The organism is Streptomyces sp. NPDC102437, assembly GCF_044765565.1.
In the GTDB taxonomy this organism is placed as follows: domain Bacteria; phylum Actinomycetota; class Actinomycetes; order Streptomycetales; family Streptomycetaceae; genus Streptomyces.
Map to the genome: position 1 here is coordinate 1 of NZ_JBIWKI010000069.1, position 22,359 is coordinate 22,359.

Annotated in this window: 23 protein-coding genes; 20 read left to right on the forward strand and 3 right to left on the reverse strand. The window is 68.9% G+C overall.

Annotated elements, in window-relative coordinates; genetic code table 11:
• Positions 1–280 precede the first annotated feature (280 nt).
• The 8 genes from ACIRJP_RS39125 to ACIRJP_RS39160 all read left to right on the forward strand — a co-directional run bounded on the left by ACIRJP_RS39125 (position 281) and on the right by ACIRJP_RS39160 (position 7,781).
• Positions 281–859 (forward strand): hypothetical protein, encoded by a 579-nt coding sequence (locus ACIRJP_RS39125; protein WP_404185397.1) that lies wholly within the window; start codon positions 281–283, stop codon positions 857–859.
• Between the two features lie 99 nt (positions 860–958).
• On the forward strand, positions 959–1,390 hold the full coding sequence (locus ACIRJP_RS39130) for a toxin-antitoxin system YwqK family antitoxin (RefSeq protein ID WP_404185400.1): 432 nt from the start codon (positions 959–961) through the stop codon (positions 1,388–1,390).
• A 273-nt stretch (positions 1,391–1,663) separates the two neighbouring features.
• A complete protein-coding gene (locus tag ACIRJP_RS39135; RefSeq protein WP_404185403.1) occupies positions 1,664–2,164 on the forward strand; it encodes a hypothetical protein in 501 nt (166 codons plus the stop codon).
• 153 nt (positions 2,165–2,317) lie between these two features.
• On the forward strand, positions 2,318–3,073 hold the full coding sequence (locus tag ACIRJP_RS39140) for a DnaB-like helicase C-terminal domain-containing protein (protein ID WP_404185406.1): 756 nt from the start codon (positions 2,318–2,320) through the stop codon (positions 3,071–3,073).
• 463 nt (positions 3,074–3,536) lie between these two features.
• Positions 3,537–3,938 (forward strand): hypothetical protein, encoded by a 402-nt coding sequence (locus ACIRJP_RS39145; protein ID WP_404185409.1) that lies wholly within the window; start codon positions 3,537–3,539, stop codon positions 3,936–3,938.
• A 183-nt stretch (positions 3,939–4,121) separates the two neighbouring features.
• Complete coding sequence (locus tag ACIRJP_RS39150) at positions 4,122–5,567, forward strand: hypothetical protein (RefSeq protein ID WP_404185412.1); 1,446 nt, start codon at positions 4,122–4,124, stop codon at positions 5,565–5,567.
• Positions 5,568–6,114: 547 nt separating this feature from the next.
• On the forward strand, positions 6,115–7,611 hold the full coding sequence (locus tag ACIRJP_RS39155; protein WP_404185415.1) for a hypothetical protein: 1,497 nt from the start codon (positions 6,115–6,117) through the stop codon (positions 7,609–7,611).
• Positions 7,612–7,613: 2 nt separating this feature from the next.
• The gene (locus ACIRJP_RS39160) at positions 7,614–7,781 is read left to right on the forward strand and encodes a hypothetical protein (RefSeq protein ID WP_404185417.1); all 168 of its coding nucleotides are present in this window, start codon (positions 7,614–7,616) and stop codon (positions 7,779–7,781) included.
• A 578-nt stretch (positions 7,782–8,359) separates the two neighbouring features.
• Here ACIRJP_RS39160 and ACIRJP_RS39165 read toward each other — a convergent pair.
• Entirely contained in the window at positions 8,360–9,778 is a 1,419-nt protein-coding gene (locus ACIRJP_RS39165) for a transcriptional regulator (protein WP_404185420.1), read from the reverse strand.
• A gap of 282 nt (positions 9,779–10,060) precedes the next feature.
• On the opposite strand from ACIRJP_RS39165, the gene ACIRJP_RS39170 reads away from it, so the two are divergent.
• From ACIRJP_RS39170 to ACIRJP_RS39200, 7 genes are all read left to right on the forward strand, one after another.
• Positions 10,061–11,026 carry a TauD/TfdA family dioxygenase gene (locus tag ACIRJP_RS39170; RefSeq protein WP_404185423.1) on the forward strand — a complete coding sequence of 322 codons (966 nt, stop codon included), beginning with the start codon at positions 10,061–10,063 and terminating at the stop codon, positions 11,024–11,026.
• Positions 11,019–12,419 carry an NAD(P)/FAD-dependent oxidoreductase gene (locus ACIRJP_RS39175; RefSeq protein ID WP_404185426.1) on the forward strand — a complete coding sequence of 467 codons (1,401 nt, stop codon included), beginning with the start codon at positions 11,019–11,021 and terminating at the stop codon, positions 12,417–12,419. The genes ACIRJP_RS39170 and ACIRJP_RS39175 overlap by 8 nt, the downstream gene beginning before the upstream one ends.
• Complete coding sequence (locus tag ACIRJP_RS39180) at positions 12,416–13,267, forward strand: phosphopantetheine-binding protein (RefSeq protein ID WP_404185429.1); 852 nt, start codon at positions 12,416–12,418, stop codon at positions 13,265–13,267. Before ACIRJP_RS39175 ends, ACIRJP_RS39180 begins: the two co-directional genes overlap by 4 nt.
• A gap of 84 nt (positions 13,268–13,351) precedes the next feature.
• Positions 13,352–13,861, forward strand: a complete 510-nt coding sequence (locus ACIRJP_RS39185; RefSeq protein ID WP_404185432.1) for an NUDIX domain-containing protein — start codon at positions 13,352–13,354, stop codon at positions 13,859–13,861.
• Between the two features lie 57 nt (positions 13,862–13,918).
• Positions 13,919–15,037 (forward strand): DegT/DnrJ/EryC1/StrS family aminotransferase, encoded by a 1,119-nt coding sequence (locus ACIRJP_RS39190; protein WP_404185435.1) that lies wholly within the window; start codon positions 13,919–13,921, stop codon positions 15,035–15,037.
• The gene (locus ACIRJP_RS39195; RefSeq protein ID WP_404185438.1) at positions 15,034–16,059 is read left to right on the forward strand and encodes a Gfo/Idh/MocA family oxidoreductase; all 1,026 of its coding nucleotides are present in this window, start codon (positions 15,034–15,036) and stop codon (positions 16,057–16,059) included. The genes ACIRJP_RS39190 and ACIRJP_RS39195 overlap by 4 nt, the downstream gene beginning before the upstream one ends.
• A gap of 525 nt (positions 16,060–16,584) precedes the next feature.
• Positions 16,585–17,331, forward strand: coding sequence for an HNH endonuclease family protein (locus ACIRJP_RS39200; RefSeq protein ID WP_404185441.1), 747 nt, complete (start codon positions 16,585–16,587; stop codon positions 17,329–17,331).
• Between the two features lie 275 nt (positions 17,332–17,606).
• On the opposite strand, the gene ACIRJP_RS39205 is transcribed toward ACIRJP_RS39200, so the two are convergent.
• Together ACIRJP_RS39205 and ACIRJP_RS39210 are read right to left on the reverse strand one after the other, a co-directional pair.
• Complete coding sequence (locus tag ACIRJP_RS39205; protein WP_404185444.1) at positions 17,607–18,206, reverse strand: hypothetical protein; 600 nt, start codon at positions 18,204–18,206, stop codon at positions 17,607–17,609.
• 529 nt (positions 18,207–18,735) lie between these two features.
• Entirely contained in the window at positions 18,736–19,299 is a 564-nt protein-coding gene (locus tag ACIRJP_RS39210) for a hypothetical protein (RefSeq protein WP_404185447.1), read from the reverse strand.
• Positions 19,300–19,543: 244 nt separating this feature from the next.
• On the opposite strand from ACIRJP_RS39210, the gene ACIRJP_RS39215 reads away from it, so the two are divergent.
• The 5 genes from ACIRJP_RS39215 (at position 19,544) to ACIRJP_RS39235 (ending at position 21,776) form a co-directional block, all read left to right on the forward strand.
• Entirely contained in the window at positions 19,544–19,735 is a 192-nt protein-coding gene (locus ACIRJP_RS39215) for a hypothetical protein (protein ID WP_404185450.1), read from the forward strand.
• Between the two features lie 4 nt (positions 19,736–19,739).
• Positions 19,740–20,231, forward strand: coding sequence for a DUF6879 family protein (locus tag ACIRJP_RS39220; protein ID WP_404185453.1), 492 nt, complete (start codon positions 19,740–19,742; stop codon positions 20,229–20,231).
• 30 nt (positions 20,232–20,261) lie between these two features.
• Positions 20,262–21,113, forward strand: a complete 852-nt coding sequence (locus ACIRJP_RS39225) for a helix-turn-helix domain-containing protein (RefSeq protein WP_404185455.1) — start codon at positions 20,262–20,264, stop codon at positions 21,111–21,113.
• Positions 21,114–21,207: 94 nt separating this feature from the next.
• Complete coding sequence (locus ACIRJP_RS39230) at positions 21,208–21,393, forward strand: hypothetical protein (RefSeq protein ID WP_404185458.1); 186 nt, start codon at positions 21,208–21,210, stop codon at positions 21,391–21,393.
• Entirely contained in the window at positions 21,390–21,776 is a 387-nt protein-coding gene (locus tag ACIRJP_RS39235; protein WP_404185461.1) for a restriction endonuclease, read from the forward strand. The genes ACIRJP_RS39230 and ACIRJP_RS39235 overlap by 4 nt, the downstream gene beginning before the upstream one ends.
• Positions 21,777–22,359: the final 583 nt, after the last annotated feature.

The window sequence follows — 22,359 nt, forward strand, 5'->3', positions numbered from 1 at the left end:
GCCCTGCCTTCATGCCCGCTGCCAGCCGCGATCACCCGATCGAGACTCCCGTTCGACGCCCAATCCTCAAGGTCGGAACGACAACAGCTTCTAAGGTTCGTGGGCCTGCGTGTGCGGATTGCGTAGTTCTACGGATGTCTCCGGCGTTCGTCCCGGGAAGAGTTGGCTTCGCGTCGCGCTGACGGCAGCGGCACAGCCGGCAACGGCGGCGTCGCCGTCCGGCTCGGCGCACTCATGATGGAACGGCAGCCGCCCCGAACAATCCCAAGGAACAGCCAAGATGATCAGAGATGACCTGCTCAAGGGACCGGTCGGTGAGTCGGCCGCCGCCGCGCTGGCCCGCCTGAAGGAGTTCAACGACGCTCTGCGGGACCAGACGGACTGGATCTACCACGTCGACTACCAGGCAGCGGGCCTCCACGGCCTGGCGGAGGCCGAGCGCGGGCTCGGCATCCGCCTGCCGCCCAGCTATATGAGGCTGCTGTCCGACCACGGCCTGCCGTACATCGGATACGGGAAGAACAGCAAGCCGGACCCGCTGCTGTTCGAACCGCGGCAGCTGCGCCCCGGGGATCACTGCGTCTACGACCCTGAAGACCTCCTCCATGTGCCTGCCGAGGAACTCGACGCGGTCATGGACAGGCTCCGGGCATCAGCGGCATTCCAGCAGACGGACTCCGGGGCCTACAACTACGCCATGTTCCGCACCGACCTGGTGAACGAGGACGGCGAGATGCCGGTGAGCCTCTACTTGCACGACGAGGTGTACGAGGATCCAGAAGGCTTCGTAACATTCGACCAGTACATCTCTGCGTTTGTCGATGAGAGCAATGCGGGCCAAGCGGAAGACTACGCCTGATTAGCCATCCGTTTCCCGGGCGACGAGGGCGACCTGCTACGGACGTACCCGGCGAAGCTACTGGGCCGAGTGTCGCGAGAATTGACGGAGGACCACGGCATGACCTTGCGGCGCAGCGATCCCAGGCCGCCCGAGGCGTGGTGGTCCGAGACCGATCGCGAGTGGGTGCTCGGCGACAGGGACGAGGAGGGCCGGCTTACCGGGTGGGTCCGTTACTGGGACGTGGACGGCAGGTTCATCTGCGAGTCCGAGCTTGTGGCGGGCCGGCCGCACGGGGTCTTCCGGCGCTTCGACCACCCCGGTGGTGAGCTGTCGCAGGAGGGCCGGTACGTAGACGGCCGGATCGACGGCGTACGGCGCATTCACCGCCCGAGCACCCCGGTGGCGGAACCGCCGGGTCAGGGGTACGGCACGGGCGGGCCGTGGAGGGACGCGGCGGAGTCCGTGCGCGTCTATGAGTGCGTGTACGACGGCGGCGACCTGATCCAACATCGGCTTCGCCGCCTAGAGCGTCTCTGTGTGGCGTTCTGAGCGCCTGTCAGCAACGGGTCGGGGACGGCTGGCGTTCGCGGACCAGAAGGGCGTACGGCCCTGTCGGCCGCAACATCCGGGGCCGTCACTGCGACACGACAGTGAAACACTGTCCGCGTTTCGCCTCTGACCTGCGGTGACGCCGTCAGCACTGCCCACTCCAGTGCCAGCACTGCTCCCCGTTCTTGCGAAATTTCGACGTTCTGCGGCGGGCGCCAGCTTCGGGTGGTGAGGATGGCCGTACCGGCACGCTCGACCCCGAAGGATGACGCCATGACTGACTACAAAGTGACCCCGGACGAGACACGCCAGATCGCGGAGGCGTTCCTGAAGGTGAACCCGTCCCTGAAGCCTCAGTGGGGGAACGAGACCGACTTGGGCCCGAGGGTCTTCGCTTTCGATGGCGTCCCCGAGTACGAGGAGTTCCGTGACCCGGGTTCTCCGGCGTGGGTCGTGCGGTTCGAAGATCCGATGGGTCGCAAGCACTACGTGGACCACGAGGCAGTCCTCAAAGGCCTGAGCGTGTCCGTGTACGAGGACGACGCGATCGAGTCGACCTATATCTCCACGTGGGTGATGCTGCAGACGGTCGAGGAGCGAAAACTGAGGCCGCTCCCCGCATGGGGGCCTTCCCGGATCGTGCAGCTCGGGCTGTTCTCAGGCGCCGCTGTCCGGTACCCGTACGAGGGGCATTCGCTGCTCAACGGCGGGCCGGAAGAGCGTCTGAAGTTCCTGGCGCCGCCCAAGGACACCGGCACCGACACGGCCGTGTGACAGCCGGGCTGGGCCGGGCTGGGCCGCACGAACCCGGCACGGCCGGGGCAGGGGCGGTGGGGTGGTTCATGCCGGACGTCTGTACGCCTCTCAGCCGCCTCGGGTTTTGCCCCGACCCATCGATACTTCTATGGCTGACCACTTGGAGAGAACATGACTAGCCACGAGCTCAACACCGGGCTGTCGGACTTCGACGCCTTGGCAGGTCCCATCCCGCGAGGCCGGGTCACTCTCGTCGCCGCCCGTTCTTCCGCCGGCGCGAGCGCCTTCGCTCTGACCGTGGCCCGCCATAACGACGAGACCGGCCACCATGTCGCGATCGCAAGCTTCCAATGCGTGGCCGATGAACTCATGAGCGACTACGTCGCAGCCACCACCTCGGTCAACACCAACCGCCCGCTCACGATCAACAAAGGCCGCCGCGCCCGCATCGAGCGCGCCCGCACCACGATCGAACAGTCCCGGCTGTGGATGTGGGATCCCAGGGGCAACTGCTCCCTGGAGAACCTGACCAAGCAGATGGCCGACCTGTCCGACCTCGATCTGCTCATCCTGGACAGCTACCACCTGGCCACACACGGCGAACTTGTCCCTGGGGCCACCTTCACCACACTTCGGAACCTCGCACGCGAACGGAACATCGGCCTGCTGGTTACCGCCCACCTGGACCTGCCGGCAGACGGCTCCGAGACCGACCTCCCCGCGATCACCGAACTGGGCTTCCTGAGCACCCCCGTGGCAGCAGCCGAGACGGTCATGCTCCTGCACCGGCCCGACCGCAACGGCACCGTCCCGCAGCGGCGCGGCGAAGTCGACCTCATCGCGGCCCGAGGCTGGGACGCCGCCGGCAGCGCAACCGTGCGATTCGAGCCGGAGTACCACCGGTTCGTCGACCTGCCCAACACCTGACCGACCGCGGCCGCCGCGCCCGTGCCTCCAGGTCGAGTTCGCCGAACTCGACTACTCGTGATGCCGGGCGGCCGGCGGAAACGCGGACCGTGGATTGTCAGTGGGGAGCGGTAAGGTGCCTCCGCTCGTCGAGCGTGGTGTAGCCGTGGTGTGCGCAGCAAGTGGTGACGACGACGGCGCTAACGTGTCGAAGTCACCTCCCAGGCTCCCAGATGCCTCGCCTTGAACGATTCGTTCGGAGTGCGGGCCGGTCACGGCCTCGCGCGTGAGGGACGACCTTGAGTTCTGCGGCTTTCCTTGCCCAACCAGCATCCGTCGCATGGCGGGCAGGTGTTCTCAGCCATTGCATGCAGGGAACCGGGCAGTCTTCTCGGCGAGTGGCATGTCGTCGTGCGAGGGGCCTGATGATCTGCGACAGCGCCGTGTCCAGGGCGCCTGCGCATCGTCCACTGGAGGTAGACCCGTGCACGGCACCATCACTCTTGACGACGACCCCGATCTCGCTCACCTGGTCGACCTCATCGACATCCTTCCGCACCCGGACGTGTCGGGCTTCTGGGGCGACGGCGACCACAGCATCGGGTCCAAGATCGGGTACAGGCTCAAGGAAATTCTCAACGGCAGCGGGCGCGCGGCCGATGTCGACTACCTCGCCGTCTACGTCCTCAAGTACCTCGGACGAGGCAACAAGCACGTCTCTGAGGAACAGATCACGCCCCATCTGACCGGGGTCGGTGACCTGCCCGCTGCTGGCCACGCCTGGGTGGAGGACGCCACACGCACCGCATGGATCCTGGTTCACCGATATAGCCTCCCGAGCTGGCGCGGTACCAGCTCACCGGGCCAGGCCTGGACCGAAGGCTGAAACAGCGCGGCTGCGGGCCGCCCAGCCCGTTGCCCCTGGCCGTCCGCCTGCCCTGGGACAGCCTGTGAGCCAGCGCCGGGTATAGCGCGATGAGTTGGGATGGAAAGGGTGGGGTTCGTGCGGGGTGACAGGCGTCAGATCCAGACGGCGGTCCTGGGCAGTGCGGAGTCGGAGGAGCCGCTGATGCTGCCGCTGGAGGCGATCGAGCTGGACGCCTTCCGCCGCCGGCACGAACACGACACGTTCTGGTGCGGGCTCCTGCTCGGCGGCTGCGGCGGTCAGCTGACGACGAAGCTCTACACCGACCGCGTGTGCCACTTCGCCCACCACCCGGGCCCGGACGGACTGCCGCACGTCTGCGGACGCCGCGCCCGCGGCGTGGACAGCGCAGACCACCTCTATGTGCGGTCGGCGGCCGCGGCCTGGCTTGCAGGTCGCGGGGAGCAGGCCACCGTCGAGTACACCCGCGCCGAAGGGGCACCACTTGGCTCTGTCGTAGATGTGCGCTGGCGGCATGGTGCTCTGCGGGTGCATCTGGACCAGGCGGTAGCGCCGGTGTGGGACGACGACGTGGAGCCGGTCCTTGGGACGATGGTGCCGGTCGACCGCGACACGCTGATCCGCCGCTGGTACGTGCACCGGATCCGCCTGGACAGCGTGGGCACCGCGCGCCACGTCCAGATCGGGACCGAGGCGTTCGCCAGGCCGATCGAATGGTTCGCTCTGGACGAGTGCGAGATGACGGGGCGCGGATTGTCGACGCCGGCGGTTGAGAAGATCGTTCAGGCCCGCAACGCGCCGCGTCCGTCACTGTGGTCGCCCGGCAAGGTAAGAAAGGTGCCGGAGCCGGAGGCGCGCGCCCGGTCCCTGCTGCGCCGGCTGGTGTATGCGCGTCGGATCGAGTCCGTTTCCCTGGCGAAGCAGGTGTGCGAGGAGATCGAGGGTCTGACCGGTGCGGAGGGGGAACTCCAGGGGCAGCTCGAGGCTGCCGTACGCCACGCGAGGGTCTGGCTGGTCGAGCAGAACGAGGAGCGCCACAGGCTCTTCGGCAACCTGAAGAGGGCGGTAGCTGAGCAGCGCCCTGGGCGGGTGCGCAGGCTTCTGATTCGCGTCAACGCGACTGCTGCGGAGGATCGCACGGAGGCCGAGTCCGCCGTCTGCGAGCGGGCGATCAAGTACTTCGAGGGCCTGGACGACCTCACGCGGGACGCGGTCGAAGCGGAAGCTGCCACTGAGAAGGAAGCAAAGAAGGCTGCCGCTCGCGTCCGCAGTGCCCTCCCTCGCCTTCGCGGGTACGACGCGTACACGTTCGATTTGCGCCCTCAGGTGGAGGAGTTTTTGCGGTCCGCGGCCCTGGCCGGAGAGCTGCTGAAGCGTGGTGAAGCGCGGCGTGTGGAGGTCTGGAAGAAGCGTGCGGCGCTGGGGCCGCAGGAGCAGCTGCGCGTGGCGCGGCGGCACTGGATCCAGCGGAGCTGTCCGCGCTGCAACGCGGAGCAGGGCAAGAACTGTGTGCTGGTCGAGGGGCCCAACAGTGGGAAGGCGCGAAAGGATGGCCACAATGAGCGGCTGCGGCTGATCGTGGATGAGCGGAAGGCCGCACAGAGGATGGCCCGGCAACAGAAGAGGTGATCACCCCGGAAGTCAGCCGAGGGCCTCTCTGAGCTGCTGTCAGCCGCCTCGGGTTTTCCCAGTCCGGGGCGGCTGGCGATTGCGGCGAAGGGAGGCGTACAGGCGGCCTGCTGGTGACCGCCCACCTGGACCTGCCGGCAGACGGCTCCGAGACCAACCCTCTTGTGATCACCGCCCTGAACACTCAGACGGCAGCAGCCGAGACGGTCATGTTCCTGCACCGGCCCGACTGCAAAGGCACCGTCCCGCAGCGGTGCGGTGAAGTTGACCTCATCGCGGTCCGAGGCTGGGACGCCGCTGGCAGCACAACCGAATTGGCTTCCGTGAATGGCCGTAACTTGCTAGTTCGGGCGTGTTGATCGTTTCCACTGGACGACATTGAATTGGTGTTGAGCTGCGCCAATGGATGCGCTCAAATTCGTGTTCGAATATCTGAGTTGGTATGTTTCCAGCCTCGTCTGGAACTGTCCGGAGACGCTGCGCCATTCGTTTTGTCAGTGCCTCGCTTTACCTTGAGTTAAGGGAATCCCAGGGGAGGGCGGCAGGGGTGGCGAACGTTGTCTGGCACGAGAAACTGCGGATCCATCTGGACCTCACGCGCGACGATCTCGGCCATGAAGGGCTGCCGGGATTGTGGGACACGATCTACGCGACTGACCGGTTGTACGCGGCGCGGAGCGTTCCTGTTTCTCAGAGGGGCCTGCAGTGCGGTGGCGTCTGCCAGGAGGCCGGAGTGGTTGCGTGGATGCACCTGCGGTTACGTGCCAACGGTCGACGCGAAGCCGTTCACGAGAAGGCCGAGGACGAAGCCCGTCACACAACTCCGATGAGTGACGAGCACAAGGCCTACCAGGAGCGGATCCTGTTGGCGGCGACGGCCGGCGGATTCGGCGGGGATTGCGAGGTGCGCACTCGGGTTGGCCGCAGCTGGATCCAGACCGACACGCTCGTCGAAGGGGCCGACGGGCGCCGGATCGGCTGGGAGGTGCAGCTCTCGACCGCTGGTGAGCACGGGCCCCGCAGCGTGCGTGCGCGGGCGTCGAAAGCCGCCAAGCACGGGATCGTCCCTGCCTGGCACACCGACCGTGCCGACTACGCACAGCGCAGCGACACCCAGTGGACCCGGAGCAACAACCTCCCCGCCCACGTCATTGCGAAAGCCGGCGATCTGCGCGTCGTCTCCGGATTCCGCGCCCTGGACTTCTGGCACTGCGGCGTCCGAGCTCTCTACCCGTGCCCGAACGGTGCGCGCCGTTGCGGAAAACACCACGTCACACCCAAGCCGCGCGATGTGCTGTTTGACGACCTCGTACGCAAAACTGCGGCTGGCGAGATCGTGCCCATCGAGCACCGAACAGCATCCAAGACGCACCGATTCTGGGTAACCAGCACCGACCGCGACCGACTTGAAGACCTCCGCAGTGACGACACTGTCGTGCCTCCGCTCAGCGACAAGGATGTCCCCGGAGGCGCCAGCGCGAACAGGCCCACCTGCCGTCCTGCGGCCGCAGTCACGGCTCTCGCTCGGCCGGTGGCCACCCCATCAGAGCCGCTCAAGGTGACCATTCCGTGCCAGATGCCACCCATTCCTTCCCTACCAGCTGTGCCGGCCACCGTTCCAGCGCCTTCTCCCGCCCCGACGGCTTCCGGCGTGTCATTCGCATCCAGTATGCGAACATACGTACCCTTTGGTGTGCCGAAAACCTTCCCCTTTCCGCAAGACCTCCTTGACGCCCAGGTCGCCCTCGACGAGACCCGCGCCGCGTCCGAGGAGTACGCCAAGACCCTTCCGTGGTCGGCCGAGCCGATGCCCGGCTGGGAGAGCGACAAGCAGCTCCACAGCACCTACGTGTCCGCGAAGCCGGACAGTCCGGGGTACACGGAGGAGCAGGCCGCAGAGGTTTCCCGCTTCAGGGCCCGGCTGCTGGAGCTCAGCATCACTGTGTCCACACATTCCTTCTGGGATTCCGTCGCCGCCAGCGACCGTGTCGAAGCCCGCATGGTGTTGAAGCACGCCCACGAGTCGGCCGAGGACGAGGCGTAGCCATGTCCGGCGGCATATCCGACCTGGACAAGAACAGGGCCGGGGAGCTGGAGTGGCAGCCGCGTCAGGTCCTGGGCCGGGTCGGGGAGCTTCAGGCCAAGGAACAGCAGGAGGCCTGTGCCCGGGAGCGGGCGCGGGCCGAGCAGCTGTGGAAGATCCAGCCCCAGTGAGCTGCAGCTTCTCGTTCCTGAACCGCTCGCTGCCAGAGCAGCCGTGGGGAGCCGTGAACCCGCGACGGCACCATGACCGTGTTCGACGGCCTCAGTCACTGCTTCGGTCACCAGGTCCGAGACGGGGCTCGTCGATGCCCCGGACCTGCGCAAGTTTCATAAACCCGACCGGAGATGAGGCATCGGCGGGGCAGTCGACAGCCGCGACCGGCCGGTCCGGGCCGGACATCGAGCCGTGCCAGCGCATTCCGCTGGAAGACGAGGAAGATGGCGTCGCCTGGTTTCCCCCAAGCGCTCGCCGCGCACAGGGCCGCTGGCGGCAGGCCAGGGAGATGTGCGAACGCGAGCTCAGACGCAGGGCGTCCCCCGGAACCGGAGGCCGCGCGCACCAGCCAGGCGCGGCTCCGGAGCCGGTTCCGGTGAGCTCGGTCCGGTCCGGCTCCTCGCCCGGCAAGAGCCACACGGCCCGGCCTCCGGTACACGACTAGGGCATCTGGCTCGGGTAACCACCCGTGGCGACGGCCCGTCCTTTACCACGGCCACGCCCCTCGCCATGCCCCTGTAGGCAGGACGAACGGCTATCCGAGGGCGTGCATGATGCGTTCGCGGAGGACGATGGCCGGTGCGCTGTTGGCGTAGGGGAGTGCCTCGTCGTGCAGTTCGGTGAGCCGGTCACCGACCCTGTGCGAGCTGATGGTGCCGAACAGGTCCAGGGCGTGGATCGTTTCCTGGCGGGCGCCTTCGGGTTCGCCGACTGCCAGGTGTGTCCGGGCCAGTGCGAGATGATCGAAGGCTTTGCTCCGTACCCGGTGTGCCGGGCGGGAATCGAGGGCCTGCTGGATGAGACGGATTCCTGATTCCGCGTGACGGGCCCGGCCGGTGCCTTCGCTGTTGCGTGCCGCGATCTGGTGGGCCACGCCGATGGTGGCGGACAGTTCAGCGGTGTCGAAGAACATCATGTGGGCCGGTTCGTTGCCGGGCACGATGCCGGTGAAGGCGTCCTCGGCCCGGCCGGCAGCCGTCTCGCTGTCGGTCAGGTTGCCCAGGATGGCCTGGAACCGGGCTTCGAGGCTGGCCAGCATGGAGGAGGCGGCCGGTGACAGGCGCCATCGCGCACCGTACTGGGCCAGGTCGACCAGAGCGAGGGCGTCTTCGTACCGTTCGAGGTGGGACATCTGGCGTGCCATGCACTGCAGGATGTGGGCGCCCAGTGCTTTGTCGCCGGCTTCGGCGGCGGCGTGCAGCGAGGTGATGAAGAGCTTCTGGGCGCTGGTGTGATGGCCGGCGTCGAAGCTCATCCATCCGGCCACCGATCCGAGATCGGCGACGGCCGCGAGGAGGTCCCGGCCGGTTCGTTCGGTATAGGTGCAGGTGTGCAGGAGGGAAGCGGCTTCGTTGAGCTGCGCGACGACGGCCTTGCGGGAGAGGATCCCTCCGTGGCGGTTGTCCACGTCGCGGTACATCGCGGTGACAGCACGGATGCCCTCGACCTCGGCCGCGCCGACCTGCCCGCCGGTCCGGCCGGCAGGCACGGTCAGCGAGGACGGCCCGGTGGTGGCCCACTGCTGGAGCGGGGCCAGGAGGGCGCTTCCCTTCTGGACGCGCGAGGCGCTGGTGCTGTTGCGTGTGTGCGTGAGCATCACTTCGCTCCGGGTGAGGTGGAGAAGAGCCTGAACGGACGTTCCGGGCAGCCAGGACAGGCCCGTTCCCTGCACCGCGAGTAAGAGGCCGGGGAAGCCGAGGTCGGCAGGGGACAGAGCTATACTGGCCCGTTCGCTGATCGTTTCAACGATCAGCTGGGGCACGGGGTGCCTGGGGGTCTCACCGGCACGCCACCGTCGCACGCTCGACTCGTCGGGACTGATGCCGCGGTGTCCCTGGGCCCTGGCACGTTTGGTGACGGCTCGGGCGAGTGCCGCGTTCGACATGCTCACCTGGGCCTGCCACTGGGCCAAGTGCTCGTTGGGCTCTCGCTGATCGAGCCGGGGTCGGCCCATAGGTGCCTCCGCGCATTCGATGTCCGAACCTCTCAGAGTAGGTGCGCCGGGCGCAGGGCGGAACGGGACAGGGCTCTCCACCGGGATCCGCCGGGCCGCGCACCGGACCTCCGCCGCTCCTTGCGCCGCGGCACGCCGGGGACAGTGCCGGTCACTGCCGACATGTGCCGGTCTTCACCGGGTCCCGGACCGCCTGTTCGCGCTGCTGTCCTGAGGGCAGCTCTCCGGCGTCCTGCGCCGGGGGAATCCGTGCAGCATCCGTCGTTCACGGGAGGTCGTTCCATGTCCCAGATCATCGAACCCATAGCTGCGGATCCGGTCCGGGTGGTGCTGCCGAGGACGCTCTCGGTCGCGCTGGCCGCAGCCTGCACGATGCAGATGGAGGGCCACCGGTGGAGCGCGCAGAACGAGGCTGCCGCCCGCACCGTGCTCACCGGGGGCGGCGCGCAGATGCTGCTGTCGGCGCTGGCAAGGAGGCTGGACCGCAGCGATCCGTCCTCGACGGGGTGGGCGCTGCTGGCGCTGCCCGCCACCCTCGGGAACGAGGAACTCCAGGTGGTCGCCGCCGGTGTGCTGGCCGCGCTCGGCCGCCCGTTCAACTCGATCCGGCAGGGAGGCGGCCGGATGTGGATCGGGCAGGAGACCACCGCGGTGAAGGATCCGGCGTCGTTCGGCGGTACGGGCGGGCAGGCCCTGCACATCGACGCCCCGAACGTTGAGCATGTCCCGGAGTACACGAGCCTGCTGGTGCTGCGGGGCGATCCGGCAGGTGGTGGCGTGTCTCTGCTCGGTGACCTCCGGGCGGCGGTGGCCCGGCTGGATGAGACCGACCGGGAGGCGCTGCGGGAACCGGTGTTCTTCGAGGGACAGGTCGAGAACCTGAGCGGTGTCGGGGCGCCCCGGATGCCGTTCCCCGTCCTGGAGGACGACCAGGACGGGCAGCCGGCCTGGGTCCGCTGGGCGGGGAAGATGCTCCGCGACCCGCGCAACACGGGCCGCACCGCGGTACTGGAACGCTTCGCGGCCGCGCTGGCGCAGACGACCGTCGCGGTGACGCTGGGGCGAGGGCAGCTGCTGGTTATCGACCAGCGGCGTATGGCGCACGGACGTACCGCACTTGGGCCCCAGCAGGGTCTCGCGGACGGAACACGGCGCTGGATCATGCAGGCCAAGGCCACCTTCGACCCGGCCGCGCCTGCCCACCAGGTCCTGGCCGGCGCCGCAGCGGGGAGGCGGAACGATGCCTGAGCCGACGGATGTAGCAGTGGTCGGGACCGGTGTCGTCGGCCTCGCGGTGGCCGTCGAGCTGCTGCACCGCAGCGTGCACGTGACCGTGGTGGGCCCCAGGGCCGGCGCACACCGGGGGCAGGGCACACGGGCAGCCGGTGCGATGCTCTCCACATTCTCCGAACTTGAGCCGCACCACGACGCGCGGCGGGCAGGCTTGGAGACGGCCGAGCGGTTGGCCGCCCACGAAGCCTACCCGGCGTGGCTGGAGCGGATCGGGGCCATGAGCGGCCGGAAGGTCGAGGCACCTGCCGGAACGTGGGTGCTCGCCCCGGCCAACCGCGGTTTCTGTCTGGAGCCGATCGCCGAAGCGGCGCGGGCGGCCGGGCACCGGGTCGAGGCGCACGAGGCCTCCAGCATCCCCGGCCTGCGGGCACCTTCCTCCTCGGCGGGCGCCCTGTGGCTGCCCACGGAGGCCCGCATCGACACAGCCGACCTGATGGAAGCCCTGTCCCTGGCTGTCGAGCAGCACCCCCGCGCCACCTGGATCTCCCAGCCGGCCACAGCCGTCGCTGCGGGCACCGTGTCCCGCAAGGGCGGCGAAACGGTCCAGGCCCGGGAGGTGGTCCTGGCCGCAGGCTGCGGCATCCCGCAGTTGTTGCCGGACCGGGGCTACCCGATGGGCGTGCCGCCGATCCTGGCCGGCCGCGGTGTCAGCGCCCGTCTGAACGCCCCGGCGATGGAGCTGGAACACGTGGTGCGGACGCCGAACGCGGCGTTCGCGTGCGGAACCCACCTGGTCCCGCGTACGGACACCACCCTGTACCTCGGCGGCACGAACCGGCTGACCCTGGACGCCGACCCCGACCAGCCCCCCAGCCTGGACGAGGTCGCCGTGCTCGCCACCGACTCGGCCGCACTCATGGACCCCCGCCTCCAAGCGGCCACCCTCCAGGACACACGTACGGGGCTGCGCCCCTACACCCTGGACCACCTGCCGCTGGTCGGCCGTACCGGCGAACCGTCCATCCTGCTGGCCACGGCCACCTACCGGTGCGGGGTACTGCTCGCCCCGCGCCTGGCCCAGCTGGTCGCCGACGAGATCACCGCACCGGGCAGTCTCGACACCCACCCCTACCGGGCACAGCGGCCGATGCCGGCCCCGCACATCGACGACGTCCTCGCCCAAGGAGCCGCCCAGGGAATGCTGGAGCACCTGTTGCAGGCGGGCGGGCATCTCTTGCTCTCCCAGCAGGCCGAGTTCGCCGCCTTCACCACCCTGGCGCTGCGTGCCCTGCTGGGAGAGGACTCGAAGGCCGGCGTTGCGATGCGGCGGCTGTGGGAGCGGGCCCCGGTCATCGAGGCCGTCCCGTCGCTGTTCGCGCTCGCCCGCCGTCTGGAGGCCCTGCGGTGAGCGCCGTCGACCGTCTTGTCGAGCAGGTCCTGGACGCGGTCCGGCACATCCGCCCCGGCACCGCCCCGGGGCCGGACACCGACTTCCGCGACCTCGGGCTGGATTCCCTGGACCGGCTCACCCTGGCGGTGGCCGTCGAACGGGCCACCGGTCTGGCCGTCCCCGGCCCGGCCCTCTCCGATGCCGCCACCCCCGCCGACCTGGCCGGCCGCCTGCCCGCCACCGACAGGAGCGCTCCCGCGCATCAGGAACACGATGGCGGCATTCCGGAATTGGGCTGGTCCGATCCGGGAGCGAGTGTCGGAGAAGGCACCCGGCTGTGGCATCAGTCCCAGATCGCCGACGGCGCGGTGGTCGGCGCCGACTGCACGTTGGGCAAGGGATCCTTCATCGACGCCGGCAGCACCATCGGCGACCGCGTGAAGGTCGGGAACTATGCCAACGTGTTCGGTGCGGACGTGGGCGACGAGGCGATGATCTGCCCCGGCGCGCTCGTCCTGGAGGATCCGGCCCCACGGGCCACCACCCCCGACGGACATCGTAAGGGCCCCGAGGACTGGACCCCTCACCCCGTCACCATCGGTACCGGGGCCACGATCGGGGCCGGGGCCGTCATCGCACCCGGCGTCAGCGTCGGCCCGCGCGCCCTGGTCGCGCTCGGCGCAGTCGTCATGCGCGACGTCCCCGCCCACGGCCTGGTGATCGGAAACCCCGCCCGGCAGGTCGGCTGGGTATGCCGGTGCGGCCACACCCTGGACGCGGTACTGCGCTGCACCACCTGCCCGCGTACCTACCGGCGCGACGGCGACGAACTGACCGCCGAGCACCAGCCTGTACCACTGGAGTGAGAATCACACCGGTTTGTCACTGTTCTGTGTCAGGCAGATGATGCTCTCCGGGTCGTGCGAGCGGCACGGATAGCGTCCCGCTCCATGAACATCGTGCATCTGCCTCCCGCCGAGTACTACGCCACCCTCCCCAAGATCATCGGGGGAGCAGGAGCGGCCATCCGCGACACTGCCGGACGGTTCCTCCTGGTGAAACCGTCCTACCGCGACTACTGGGAGGTCCCCGGTGGAGGGCTGGACATGGGCGAGGACCCGAGGCAGGCGTTCCAGCGCGAAATCAAGGAAGAGCTGGGCCTCGACCTCACCCCGGGCCGGCTGCTCGTCGTCGACTGGGTGCCCGAACAGCCCGACGGCCGCCCCCCGCTCGCCAACTTCATCTTCGACGGCGGACTCACCACGCAAGACGAGGCCCAGCAGCAGGTGCGCCTCGACACCGGCGAGCTGACCGAGTGGAAGCTCGCGGCACCCGAGGAGTGGGACACCCTCCTCCCACCGCACATGGCCCGCCGCCTCCACGCCTGCGCCCGCGCCCTGACCCACGACACCACCCTCTACTTGCACCACGGATTCGACCCCACCCGACACCACACCTGACGCCCCGCCGCCCCTTCCGGCAGCGGCGCCCGGCGTCCACCGGAAGGGACCCCCTTCGTGAACACACCACCCATCCCGGTCGCCGCGCCGCGCCTGGACGCGGCCGACATCGCCGCCGCGGTCCGCGTCCTCGAATCCGGCCACCTCGTCCAGGGCCCCGAGGTCGCCGCCTTCGAGGACGAGTTCGCGGACCTGGTCGACGGCCACTCCTGCATCGCGGTCAACTCCGGAACCTCCGCCCTGTGGCTGACCCTCCTCGCCCTGGGCATCGGCCCCGGCGACGAAGTGATCGTGCCCTCCTTCACCTTCGCCGCCACAGCCGCTGCTGTCCGCCTCACCGGAGCCGTCCCGGTCTTCGCCGACATCGCCCCGGACACCTTCTGCCTGGATCCCGACGCCGTACGTGCCGCGATCACCCCCCGCACCACCGCAGTGATCCCCGTCCACCTCTTCGGACACCCCGCCGCGATGAACGAGTTCACCGCACTCGCCCACGCACACCACCTCGCCCTGGTCGAGGACGCCGCCCAAGCCCACGGCGCGACCCTCAACAACCAGCTGGCTGGCACCTTCGGGACCGCGGGCTGCTTCAGCTTCTACCCGACGAAGAACATGCAGTCCATCGAGGGCGGAATGGTCGTCACCGCAGACCCGGCCCTGGCACACACCCTGCGGCTGCTGCGCAACCAGGGCATGGAACGGCGCTACGACCACCGCATCGTCGGCACCAACGCCCGGATGAGCGACGTGAACGCCGCGATCGCCCGCAGCCAGCTCCGCCGGCTCCCCGCCCTGACCGGACACCGTCGCGCGAACGCCGCCCGGCTCAGCGAACTCCTCACCGGCCTGCCGAACCTGACCCTGCCCACCACAGCAGAGGGAGCCGGACACGTGTGGCACCAGTACACCGTTCGCATCGGCGCCGCCCTGGGCGACCGCGACACCTTCGCCCACCACCTGCAACAGGCCGGAACCGGAACCAGCGTCCACTACCCCGTCCCCATCCACCGCTCACCCGCCTACGCCACCGCAGCCGACCTCCCGCACACCGACACCGCCGCCGAACGGGTACTGTCCCTGCCCGTCCACCCCGGGCTGACCACAGCCCAGATAGAAAACGTCGCCCAGGCCGTAACCACACTGGCCCTCGCCCCGGCCCGGGAGCGCGCCGCGTGAACACCCCAACGCTGCGAGCCGGCCTGATCGGGCTGGGACGGATGGGCCGCCACCACGCCCGGGTCCTTCGGTCCCTGAACGGCACCGAACTGGTCGGCGCACTCGATCCGCACGGCGACCGCTACCGGGCCGCCGACGGGATCCCCGTGGTCGCAGACCTGGACGCGCTGCTGCAACTCGGCATCGACTACGCGGTGCTGGCCTGCCCCACACTGCTGCACGAACCGCTGGGCACCGCCCTCGCCGCAGCCAGCATCCCCACCCTCATAGAGAAACCGCTGGCGGGCGACCCCGCCTCCGCCACACGCCTCGCAGAAGCCTTCCACGCCGCCGCAGTGCCCGCCGCCGTCGGATACATCGAACGCTTCAACCCCGCCCTGATCGCACTGCGCCAACGACTGGAAGCCGGACAGCTCGGAGACGTGTTCTCCATCGCCACCCGACGAACCGGCCCCTACCCCGTACGGATCACCGACGTCGGCGTGATCCACGACCTTGCTACCCACGACCTCGACCTCACCGCATGGATCACCAACACCCGCTACACCTCGGTCGCCGCCCGAACCGCCCACCGCAGCGGCCGCCCCCACGAAGACCTCCTCGCAGCCCTCGGACAACTGACCGACGGCACCATCACCCACCACCAGGTCAACTGGATCTCACCACACAAAGAACGCACCACCGTCGTCACCGGCGACCACGGCATCCTCGTCGCCGACACCCTCACCGCCGACCTCTCCTACTGGGCCAACGGCTCCACCCGCACCCAGTGGGAAGCACTCACCGCATTCCGCGGCGTCACCGAAGGAGACGTCACCCGCTACGTAATCCCCAAACAAGAACCCCTGATCGCCGAACACGAAGCCTTCCGCGACCTGGTCCTCGGCCACGGCCACAGCCGGCGCACCGCGACCCTCCACGACGGACTGCACGCCGTCCACGTGGCCGACGCAGCCCTTCACGCCTCACGCACCGGCACCACCACGGCCGTCCCCACCCCAGGACGGCTTCATCACCCGTAGCCCCGAGGACCCGCGTGCGCCGTGCCACCGGGGGACAAGCACACGACAACCCGCCACGAGCCGGGGAAGACAGAAGAAGAGCCTCGGCCCGACGTGGAGTTCAGGTCCCGCGGGTTCCACGTCAGCATGGACAAGGTGCCGTGGACGGGCCTCGCCCTGCTGGCGGGGGCTGCCGCTGCCGGGGTGGCCAGCGCTCACATCTGGATGCTCTGACCTGACGGGTGGGGTGGCCCTGCGGAACGTGCGAAGTGACCGCGGGGCCATCCCAGGAGCACCGTCCTGTCAGGGCCCTCATGACCGACCGTACGAGCCGCGGTGGTTCACCGCCCGGTGAGCTGCTGCATACGTGCTCGCCCCGGCCCCGGGCGCAGTGCGATGAGGCTGAGGCTGCGGGGCACCCCGGGCTGGCGGTGAGCTCTCCTGTCACTGCGGGGCTACGACCAGCACACATGACCCGGTGTCAGGACACGGTCTCCGGCTGCGATCATGAGGGCTCATCAGCCCCGACCAGCTGGAGTTCTCACCGTGTCTGTGCGCCGTTTCGTTCCCATTGCCGCCGCAGTGCTCGTGGCGTCACTCGCCGCGTGCAATCCCAGCGCCACGAAGAGCGAGTCCGACTCGAAGCCGGCAGCTTCCGCGTCTGCCGGTACCGACCGGGCCGAGGCCGGCTCCTCGGCTGCTGCGGGCGCTCCTGCGGGTGGTAATGGTCTGTCACTGTCCGAGGCCATCGCGAAGATCCCGGCCGCGGACGAAGTGCGTGACGGGTACAAGCGTGACAGCTTCAAGCACTGGATCGATGAGGACGGCGACAGCTGCTCGACCCGCAGCGAGGTTCTGCTGGCCGAGGCGACAAAGAAGCCCGAACAGGGCGACCGGTGCACCCTGACCGGTGGAGAGTGGCCGTCGTACTACGACGAGGTCACGGTCACCGCTGCGGGCAAACTCGACATCGACCACATGGTTCCCCTGGCGGAGGCATGGGACAGCGGAGCGTCGAAGTGGGACGCGGACCGGCGCATGCGGTACGCCAATGACCTCGGGGCCGAGCGCAGCCTTGTCGCGGTCACCGCGAAGACGAACCGGTCCAAGGCGGACAAGGACCCGTCGGAATGGATGCCGCCGGCGGAGTCCGCGAAGTGCACCTACCTCGCCGACTGGACCGCCACGAAGCTCAGGTGGAAGCTCAGCGCGGACGACAAGGAACGCTCCGCGCTGGAGACCCTCGCCAAGGACTGCTCCGACACCGCCGTGAAGTACGAGGCCGCTCCGTAGGTCTTCCTGCACCGCCGCAGCCCTGGGGGATCCGGTCTGGTGTGGCACTGGGCGGTTGGTCATCTGCCGGGCCAGGTGGTGGCTGCCTGGATGGGGGCGGGCAGAGGGCGTCGTGGGGTTGTGGGGCGTCCGGTGGTGAGGATGTTGCTGAAGGAGGTGATGAGTTCTTCGAGCCGGTTGGTGGTTCCCTGGCCTGGCGGGTGTGGCGTGGGAGCTGATCCCTGCCGTCCACTCGGATCGCCCCGCCGGTGGCCGGGCGGGGCACACGGTTGCGGTCAGTGGATCCCGGCCGTGGTCCAGGCGGCGTGGATTTGTTCGTAGGCGGTCTGGACGTGAGTGTCCTGCGGTGTGTTGAGAACGAGGGCGGTGGCGAGTGTGCGGACGGCGGGAATGTCGAGCAGCAGCACGGCGAGCACGCGGTTGAGCCGGCCCGCAATGTCGGCGGCGGTCTGAGGCGGTTGGCAGCCCTCGCTTACTTCCTGGAGCAGTTCGCCGAGCCCGGTGGCACCCGGTTTCTCGTCCTGTGTCTGTTTCAGGGCGATGTGGACCTGCCACAGGGCCTCGGTCTCCCACGCGGGTACCGCCCGGAGGAACACCGCGTCGGAAGTGACCCCGAGGCCGGCGGCAGAAGGGCTGGCGGGGGGCTGTGGGAGGGACGCGGCGAGGTTGCTGATGGCGTCGGCCGCGGCCCGGTACGGGGCATCGGGCAGTCCGGCCGAGCAGCCGGTCTCGGTTTCGTCCTCGACGGCGTCGGCGAGCTGGGGCAGCACCATGGTGTCGAGAACGTGCACATCGTGAAGCCACGACGGAACGCCGGGCAGCACACAGGGGTGATCGGGGTGCGAGGTCATCCGGGCAGGGTTCCAGTTCTGCACGCTCACAGGGTTGCCTTTCGAAGAGATCGTCAGATCAGGGGATGGTGCCGGGGCGAGTGCGTTCTTTCCCGCCCGACCCCGCACCGACACGCCTCGGCGCGCGACGCACGCACGAAGAGCCGGCCGGGTACAGGGCGCTATTCGGCGCGAGGATGCCGGTGGCACGGGACGGACGCGCCGCTCTGCCCGTGTACAAGGTCGGCCGCATTCGCCTTGAACATGACCAGCTGCCACGGCTGAGGAGAGCCCGGTGCGCTGCCCCCGCTTGTCCAGCCGTCGTGTTGTTACGGCTGTGCGTTTCGTTTGTGGGTGGCACGGAGGGCGGCCCTCAGACGGTGTCCGTCGTTGGTGCCTGGGACCTTGACCCGGTCGGGGTTCATGGAAGCGAGGCGGGCCAAGGCCTCTTCCTGTCCTTGGGATCTGCCAGCATCCTCGCCGACGCGCTCAAGGAGGAGAACGAGTGATCAGCATGACCTCACCGGGGCCATGCTCGGGGCCGCACCGTCCAAGGACACGGCGGCCCCCGTCGTCACGTGGTGGCCGGCTGCGGCACCTCCAGCACCCCGGCTACCTTCCGGGCCAGCTCCGCGACGTGAGACGGCAGGTAGCCCTCCAGCGCATCGACGTCGTCGCACAGCCGGGCCCGCAGACCGTGCAGACACGCCTCGGTGAACAGCCGCTGCTCATCTGCCTCGGCCCTCAGTCCGTCCTCTGCATACCCCTGGCCCAATGAGAACCGCATCTGCGCGTTCTGGTCGCCCTCGGGAGGAAGCGGCGTGCCGAGCATCCCGGCGACTTCGTGCCGGTCCGCATCCCTCGGGCCGGCCGCCCGGCTGCGCTGCTGGCGAGTCTGGAGGTACGACGTGAGGGTGTCCATGCCCATGCCGGTGCGCTGGCAGTACGCGGCGATCAGCATGGACGCCATGTCCATCGTGTCGGAGGCGTCCGTGGCACGGATCAGCGTCATGCGCTTCCAGTCGCGTGCGATGTCCGGCTCGGTATAACGCAGCACCTCCTGGCAGTTCATGACCACTTCGGAGACGAGCTGATGAACCGCCTGCCGCAAAGGCTCAGGCATCTGGGTGTCTTCCATGGACGCACGGTAGAGGGGCCGCATCCCTGGACACCGCACTCGCCGCGCTCGCTCACCCGGACGGACCAGACGCCGCCACGGCCGTCGCTCCCCGTCCCGGCGAGAGGCCCTTGACGCCAACCGCAGCCTGCGGGACGGTCGGTGCGCAACTACTCGCAACCAGCTCGCCTCGGAGGCGATCATGGCGTTACTTTTCTTCGGCACGGACCCGAATTCGGGCGGAGGAAACTGCCCTGCGGTGTGGGTGGACACCGACACCGCTGAGGGGCCGGAACTGGTTCTGCAGGGCAAGTTCGCCGACGCGGCGACCCGCGCCGCCTGCAGCCAGGACAGCCCGCCCGCCAAGGACGAAGGGGTCATCCGGATCCCGGTCCGGATGGTGTCGCAGATCAGGAAGGCGTGCGATGCCGCAGAAGCCGCCAGCACCCAGCTTTGAGGACTTGCTCGACTCCGCCCAGCACCATGCCCTGCACCTGGAACTGCGGGACGTCTACGCCGTGGGGGAGGAGCGGGAAGTCTTCGAGGCGTTCCTGAGAGACGGGAGCGTGCCCGCGGACGACTCGGAGTTCTGGGGCGGGTGGCTGCCCCTGGTGGAGCGGACCGTCGCCCGCGGGGTGAAGGTCCTCAGGGCCCGGGTCGTCTCCGAGCCCGTCACCGACTACATCCGCTTCGAGCACGCCATCACCGACGCCAACCTCCGGGCCGGCGAACAGGTCCGCTGGCTGCCCCGCCGCCGCGCCTCCACGCTCGCCCTGCCCGGCAACGACTTCTGGCTCATCGACGACCAGGTCGTGCGCTGGAACCTGTTCTCCGGTGACGGCCAGGCCCTCGAACCCGACCACACCGAAGACCCCAACGCGGTCAAGCTGTGCGCCGAGGCGTTCCGCTCCGTGTGGGACCTGGCCACCTTGCACGCCGACTACCGCATCTGACCGAGACGCACATCTAAGGGCCGCCACTTCATGACGACCTCCTCCCCATCGTCCAGCGCACAGGGGGCCCGCGAGGCGCTCGCAGTGCGCCTGCAGCACCTGCGCAAAGACGCCGGCCTCACCGGACGCGAACTCTCCGCCCGGTGCGGCTGGCACCCCGCGAAGACCACCCGCATCCAAAAGGGCGCGGCCCTGCCCTCGGACGCGGACATCCGCGCCTGGTGCACGGCGTGCGGCGTGGACGACCAGGCCGACGACCTGATCGCCACCGCCCGCGCGGTCGACTCGATGTACCTGGAATGGCGCCGCCTGCACCGCAACGGCATGCGCCAGGTCCAGCAGGACTGGTACACCCTCCACGAGCAGACCCGCCACTGCCGCGTCTACCTCTCCAGCCTGCCTCCCGGCTTCCTCCAGACACCGGCGTTCGCGACCGCCCTCATGAACCAGATCACCACCTTCCAGGGCACCCCCGACGACGTCACCGAAGCCGTCGCCGCCCGCGTCGCCCGCTCCCGCTTCCTCTACGAAGGAGGGCACCGCTACGTCGTCCTCATGGAGGAATCCGTCCTGCGCTACCAAACGGCCGCCCCCGAGGCCATGCGCGGGCAACTGCGCCACCTCCTGGCCGTGATGCCGCTCGCCTCAATCTCGCTAGGGATCATCCCGTTCACCGCGCAGCGCACCGTGTGGCCACTGGAGGCGTTCTACGTCCACGACGACACCATGGCCGTGGTGGAGACCCTGACGGCGGAGATCAAGGTGACCCAGCCGCGCGAGATCGCCGACTACGCGAAGGCGTTCACCGGCCTCGCGAAGATGGCCGTGCACGGCGACGCCGCCCGCGACCTCATCCAGGCCGCGATCGATGCCCTGGAGTGAAACTCCGCAATTACCCGCAATCTCGTTGAGAAAAGACTGACGGCCTCCATAGCGTCGAACCACACCGACGCACCCAGCAACAGAAGGCGGTGCCATGAGCGCACCCACACCTGCCGGCTCCGAACCCCGAGGGCGCGGTCATCAGTCCCCCGCCTCCGGCCGGCCTTCACCGGGGCTGATCGCCCGCGCCGACCGCGGCTACGCCCGCTTCCTCGCCGTCCGGGCCCCGGACACCAGCACCGGCGACTACAACCAGGACGACGCGGCGGGCGCACGATGAGCGGCACGCACACGGTTCTCTACGACCCCCAGGGCCTGATCGAGGCCGAACTCCCGCTGGACCGCGCCCCGTACGAAGCGCTCGTCACCGCCGTCCTCGCGTGGAAGGACCCACACCTCCAGCCCCGCGACTACGAGCAGATTGCTCTTCAACTGACCGGGCACGCCCGCGCGGTCGCCGCCAGTGTCCGGCGCCACGCCGCCGTCCTGCCGAAGAACGACGGCCGCGGCGCCCTCGCCGAAGTCGTCCTCCGTGAAGCCGACGGACGCCTGTCCGCACCGCTGGAGCGCACCGCCCGCTGCGCCCAGAACCGTGCCCGCCTCGTGCGGGCCCTCTATACGCGGCTGGACCGCCTCACAGAAGCCCAGCCTTCCGCCTCGTAGCTGCGGGCCGGATGTTAGTGCCCGCCGCAACGGAAGGTGGCGGAGGGGGTTTCGGGTAGTGACTGAACGGTCAAGCATCACCCAGTATCGGGGCGTACGGGAGCAATGAGGTTTATCCCGTATCTCCCGTTCTCATGGATCGTGGGCCATGGCTGCGACACGCTGTCGCGGTCCCCTGCCCCGCCGCCCGTGCACGAATCTGACCGTTCAGGAGCGATTTCCCTTCGGTTCCCCACGCTCATGGGCAATTACCGTCCGAATGGGGCGAGGTGATGCAGATTCCGGCCCGGGAGTGGATTGTGAAGGGCGTGTGGGCGCGGGTGGCCATAACGCTCTGTGTCGATGGCGCGACGGTCGGTCCCGCAAGTAGGGTCCGGGGAACCGGTACTCGAATCCGGGAAGACAGAGACCCTGGCGGGGCGTCCAATCCGAGCCAGGGCCTGTCGATCTTCACGATCCGCGACCCAATGGAGATCTCTCATGCCTTTAGCTTGACTCTGTCGGGGATCTTGGAGCTGCCGTGGTCAGGTGCCCAGGGTTCGCCAGGATTTCGGTCGGGGTAGCTCGCGCTGGTCGAGGTAGT

Excerpts from the sequence above, each read along its gene's own strand:
- ACIRJP_RS39140 (WP_404185406.1), top strand. The coding sequence starts at position 2,318 with ATGACTAGCCACGAGCTCAACACCGGGCTGTCGGACTTCGACGCCTTG.
- ACIRJP_RS39150 (WP_404185412.1), top strand. The coding sequence starts at position 4,122 with ATGCTGCCGCTGGAGGCGATCGAGCTGGACGCCTTCCGCCGCCGGCAC.
- ACIRJP_RS39135 (WP_404185403.1), top strand. The coding sequence starts at position 1,664 with ATGACTGACTACAAAGTGACCCCGGACGAGACACGCCAGATCGCGGAG.
- ACIRJP_RS39225 (WP_404185455.1), top strand. The coding sequence starts at position 20,262 with ATGACGACCTCCTCCCCATCGTCCAGCGCACAGGGGGCCCGCGAGGCG.
- ACIRJP_RS39165 (WP_404185420.1), bottom strand. The coding sequence starts at position 9,778 with ATGGGCCGACCCCGGCTCGATCAGCGAGAGCCCAACGAGCACTTGGCC.
- ACIRJP_RS39130 (WP_404185400.1), top strand. The coding sequence starts at position 959 with ATGACCTTGCGGCGCAGCGATCCCAGGCCGCCCGAGGCGTGGTGGTCC.
- ACIRJP_RS39235 (WP_404185461.1), top strand. The coding sequence starts at position 21,390 with ATGAGCGGCACGCACACGGTTCTCTACGACCCCCAGGGCCTGATCGAG.
- ACIRJP_RS39170 (WP_404185423.1), top strand. The coding sequence starts at position 10,061 with ATGTCCCAGATCATCGAACCCATAGCTGCGGATCCGGTCCGGGTGGTG.
- ACIRJP_RS39230 (WP_404185458.1), top strand. The coding sequence starts at position 21,208 with ATGAGCGCACCCACACCTGCCGGCTCCGAACCCCGAGGGCGCGGTCAT.
- ACIRJP_RS39160 (WP_404185417.1), top strand. The coding sequence starts at position 7,614 with ATGTCCGGCGGCATATCCGACCTGGACAAGAACAGGGCCGGGGAGCTG.
- ACIRJP_RS39210 (WP_404185447.1), bottom strand. The coding sequence starts at position 19,299 with ATGGAAGACACCCAGATGCCTGAGCCTTTGCGGCAGGCGGTTCATCAG.
- ACIRJP_RS39125 (WP_404185397.1), top strand. The coding sequence starts at position 281 with ATGATCAGAGATGACCTGCTCAAGGGACCGGTCGGTGAGTCGGCCGCC.
- ACIRJP_RS39175 (WP_404185426.1), top strand. The coding sequence starts at position 11,019 with ATGCCTGAGCCGACGGATGTAGCAGTGGTCGGGACCGGTGTCGTCGGC.
- ACIRJP_RS39185 (WP_404185432.1), top strand. The coding sequence starts at position 13,352 with ATGAACATCGTGCATCTGCCTCCCGCCGAGTACTACGCCACCCTCCCC.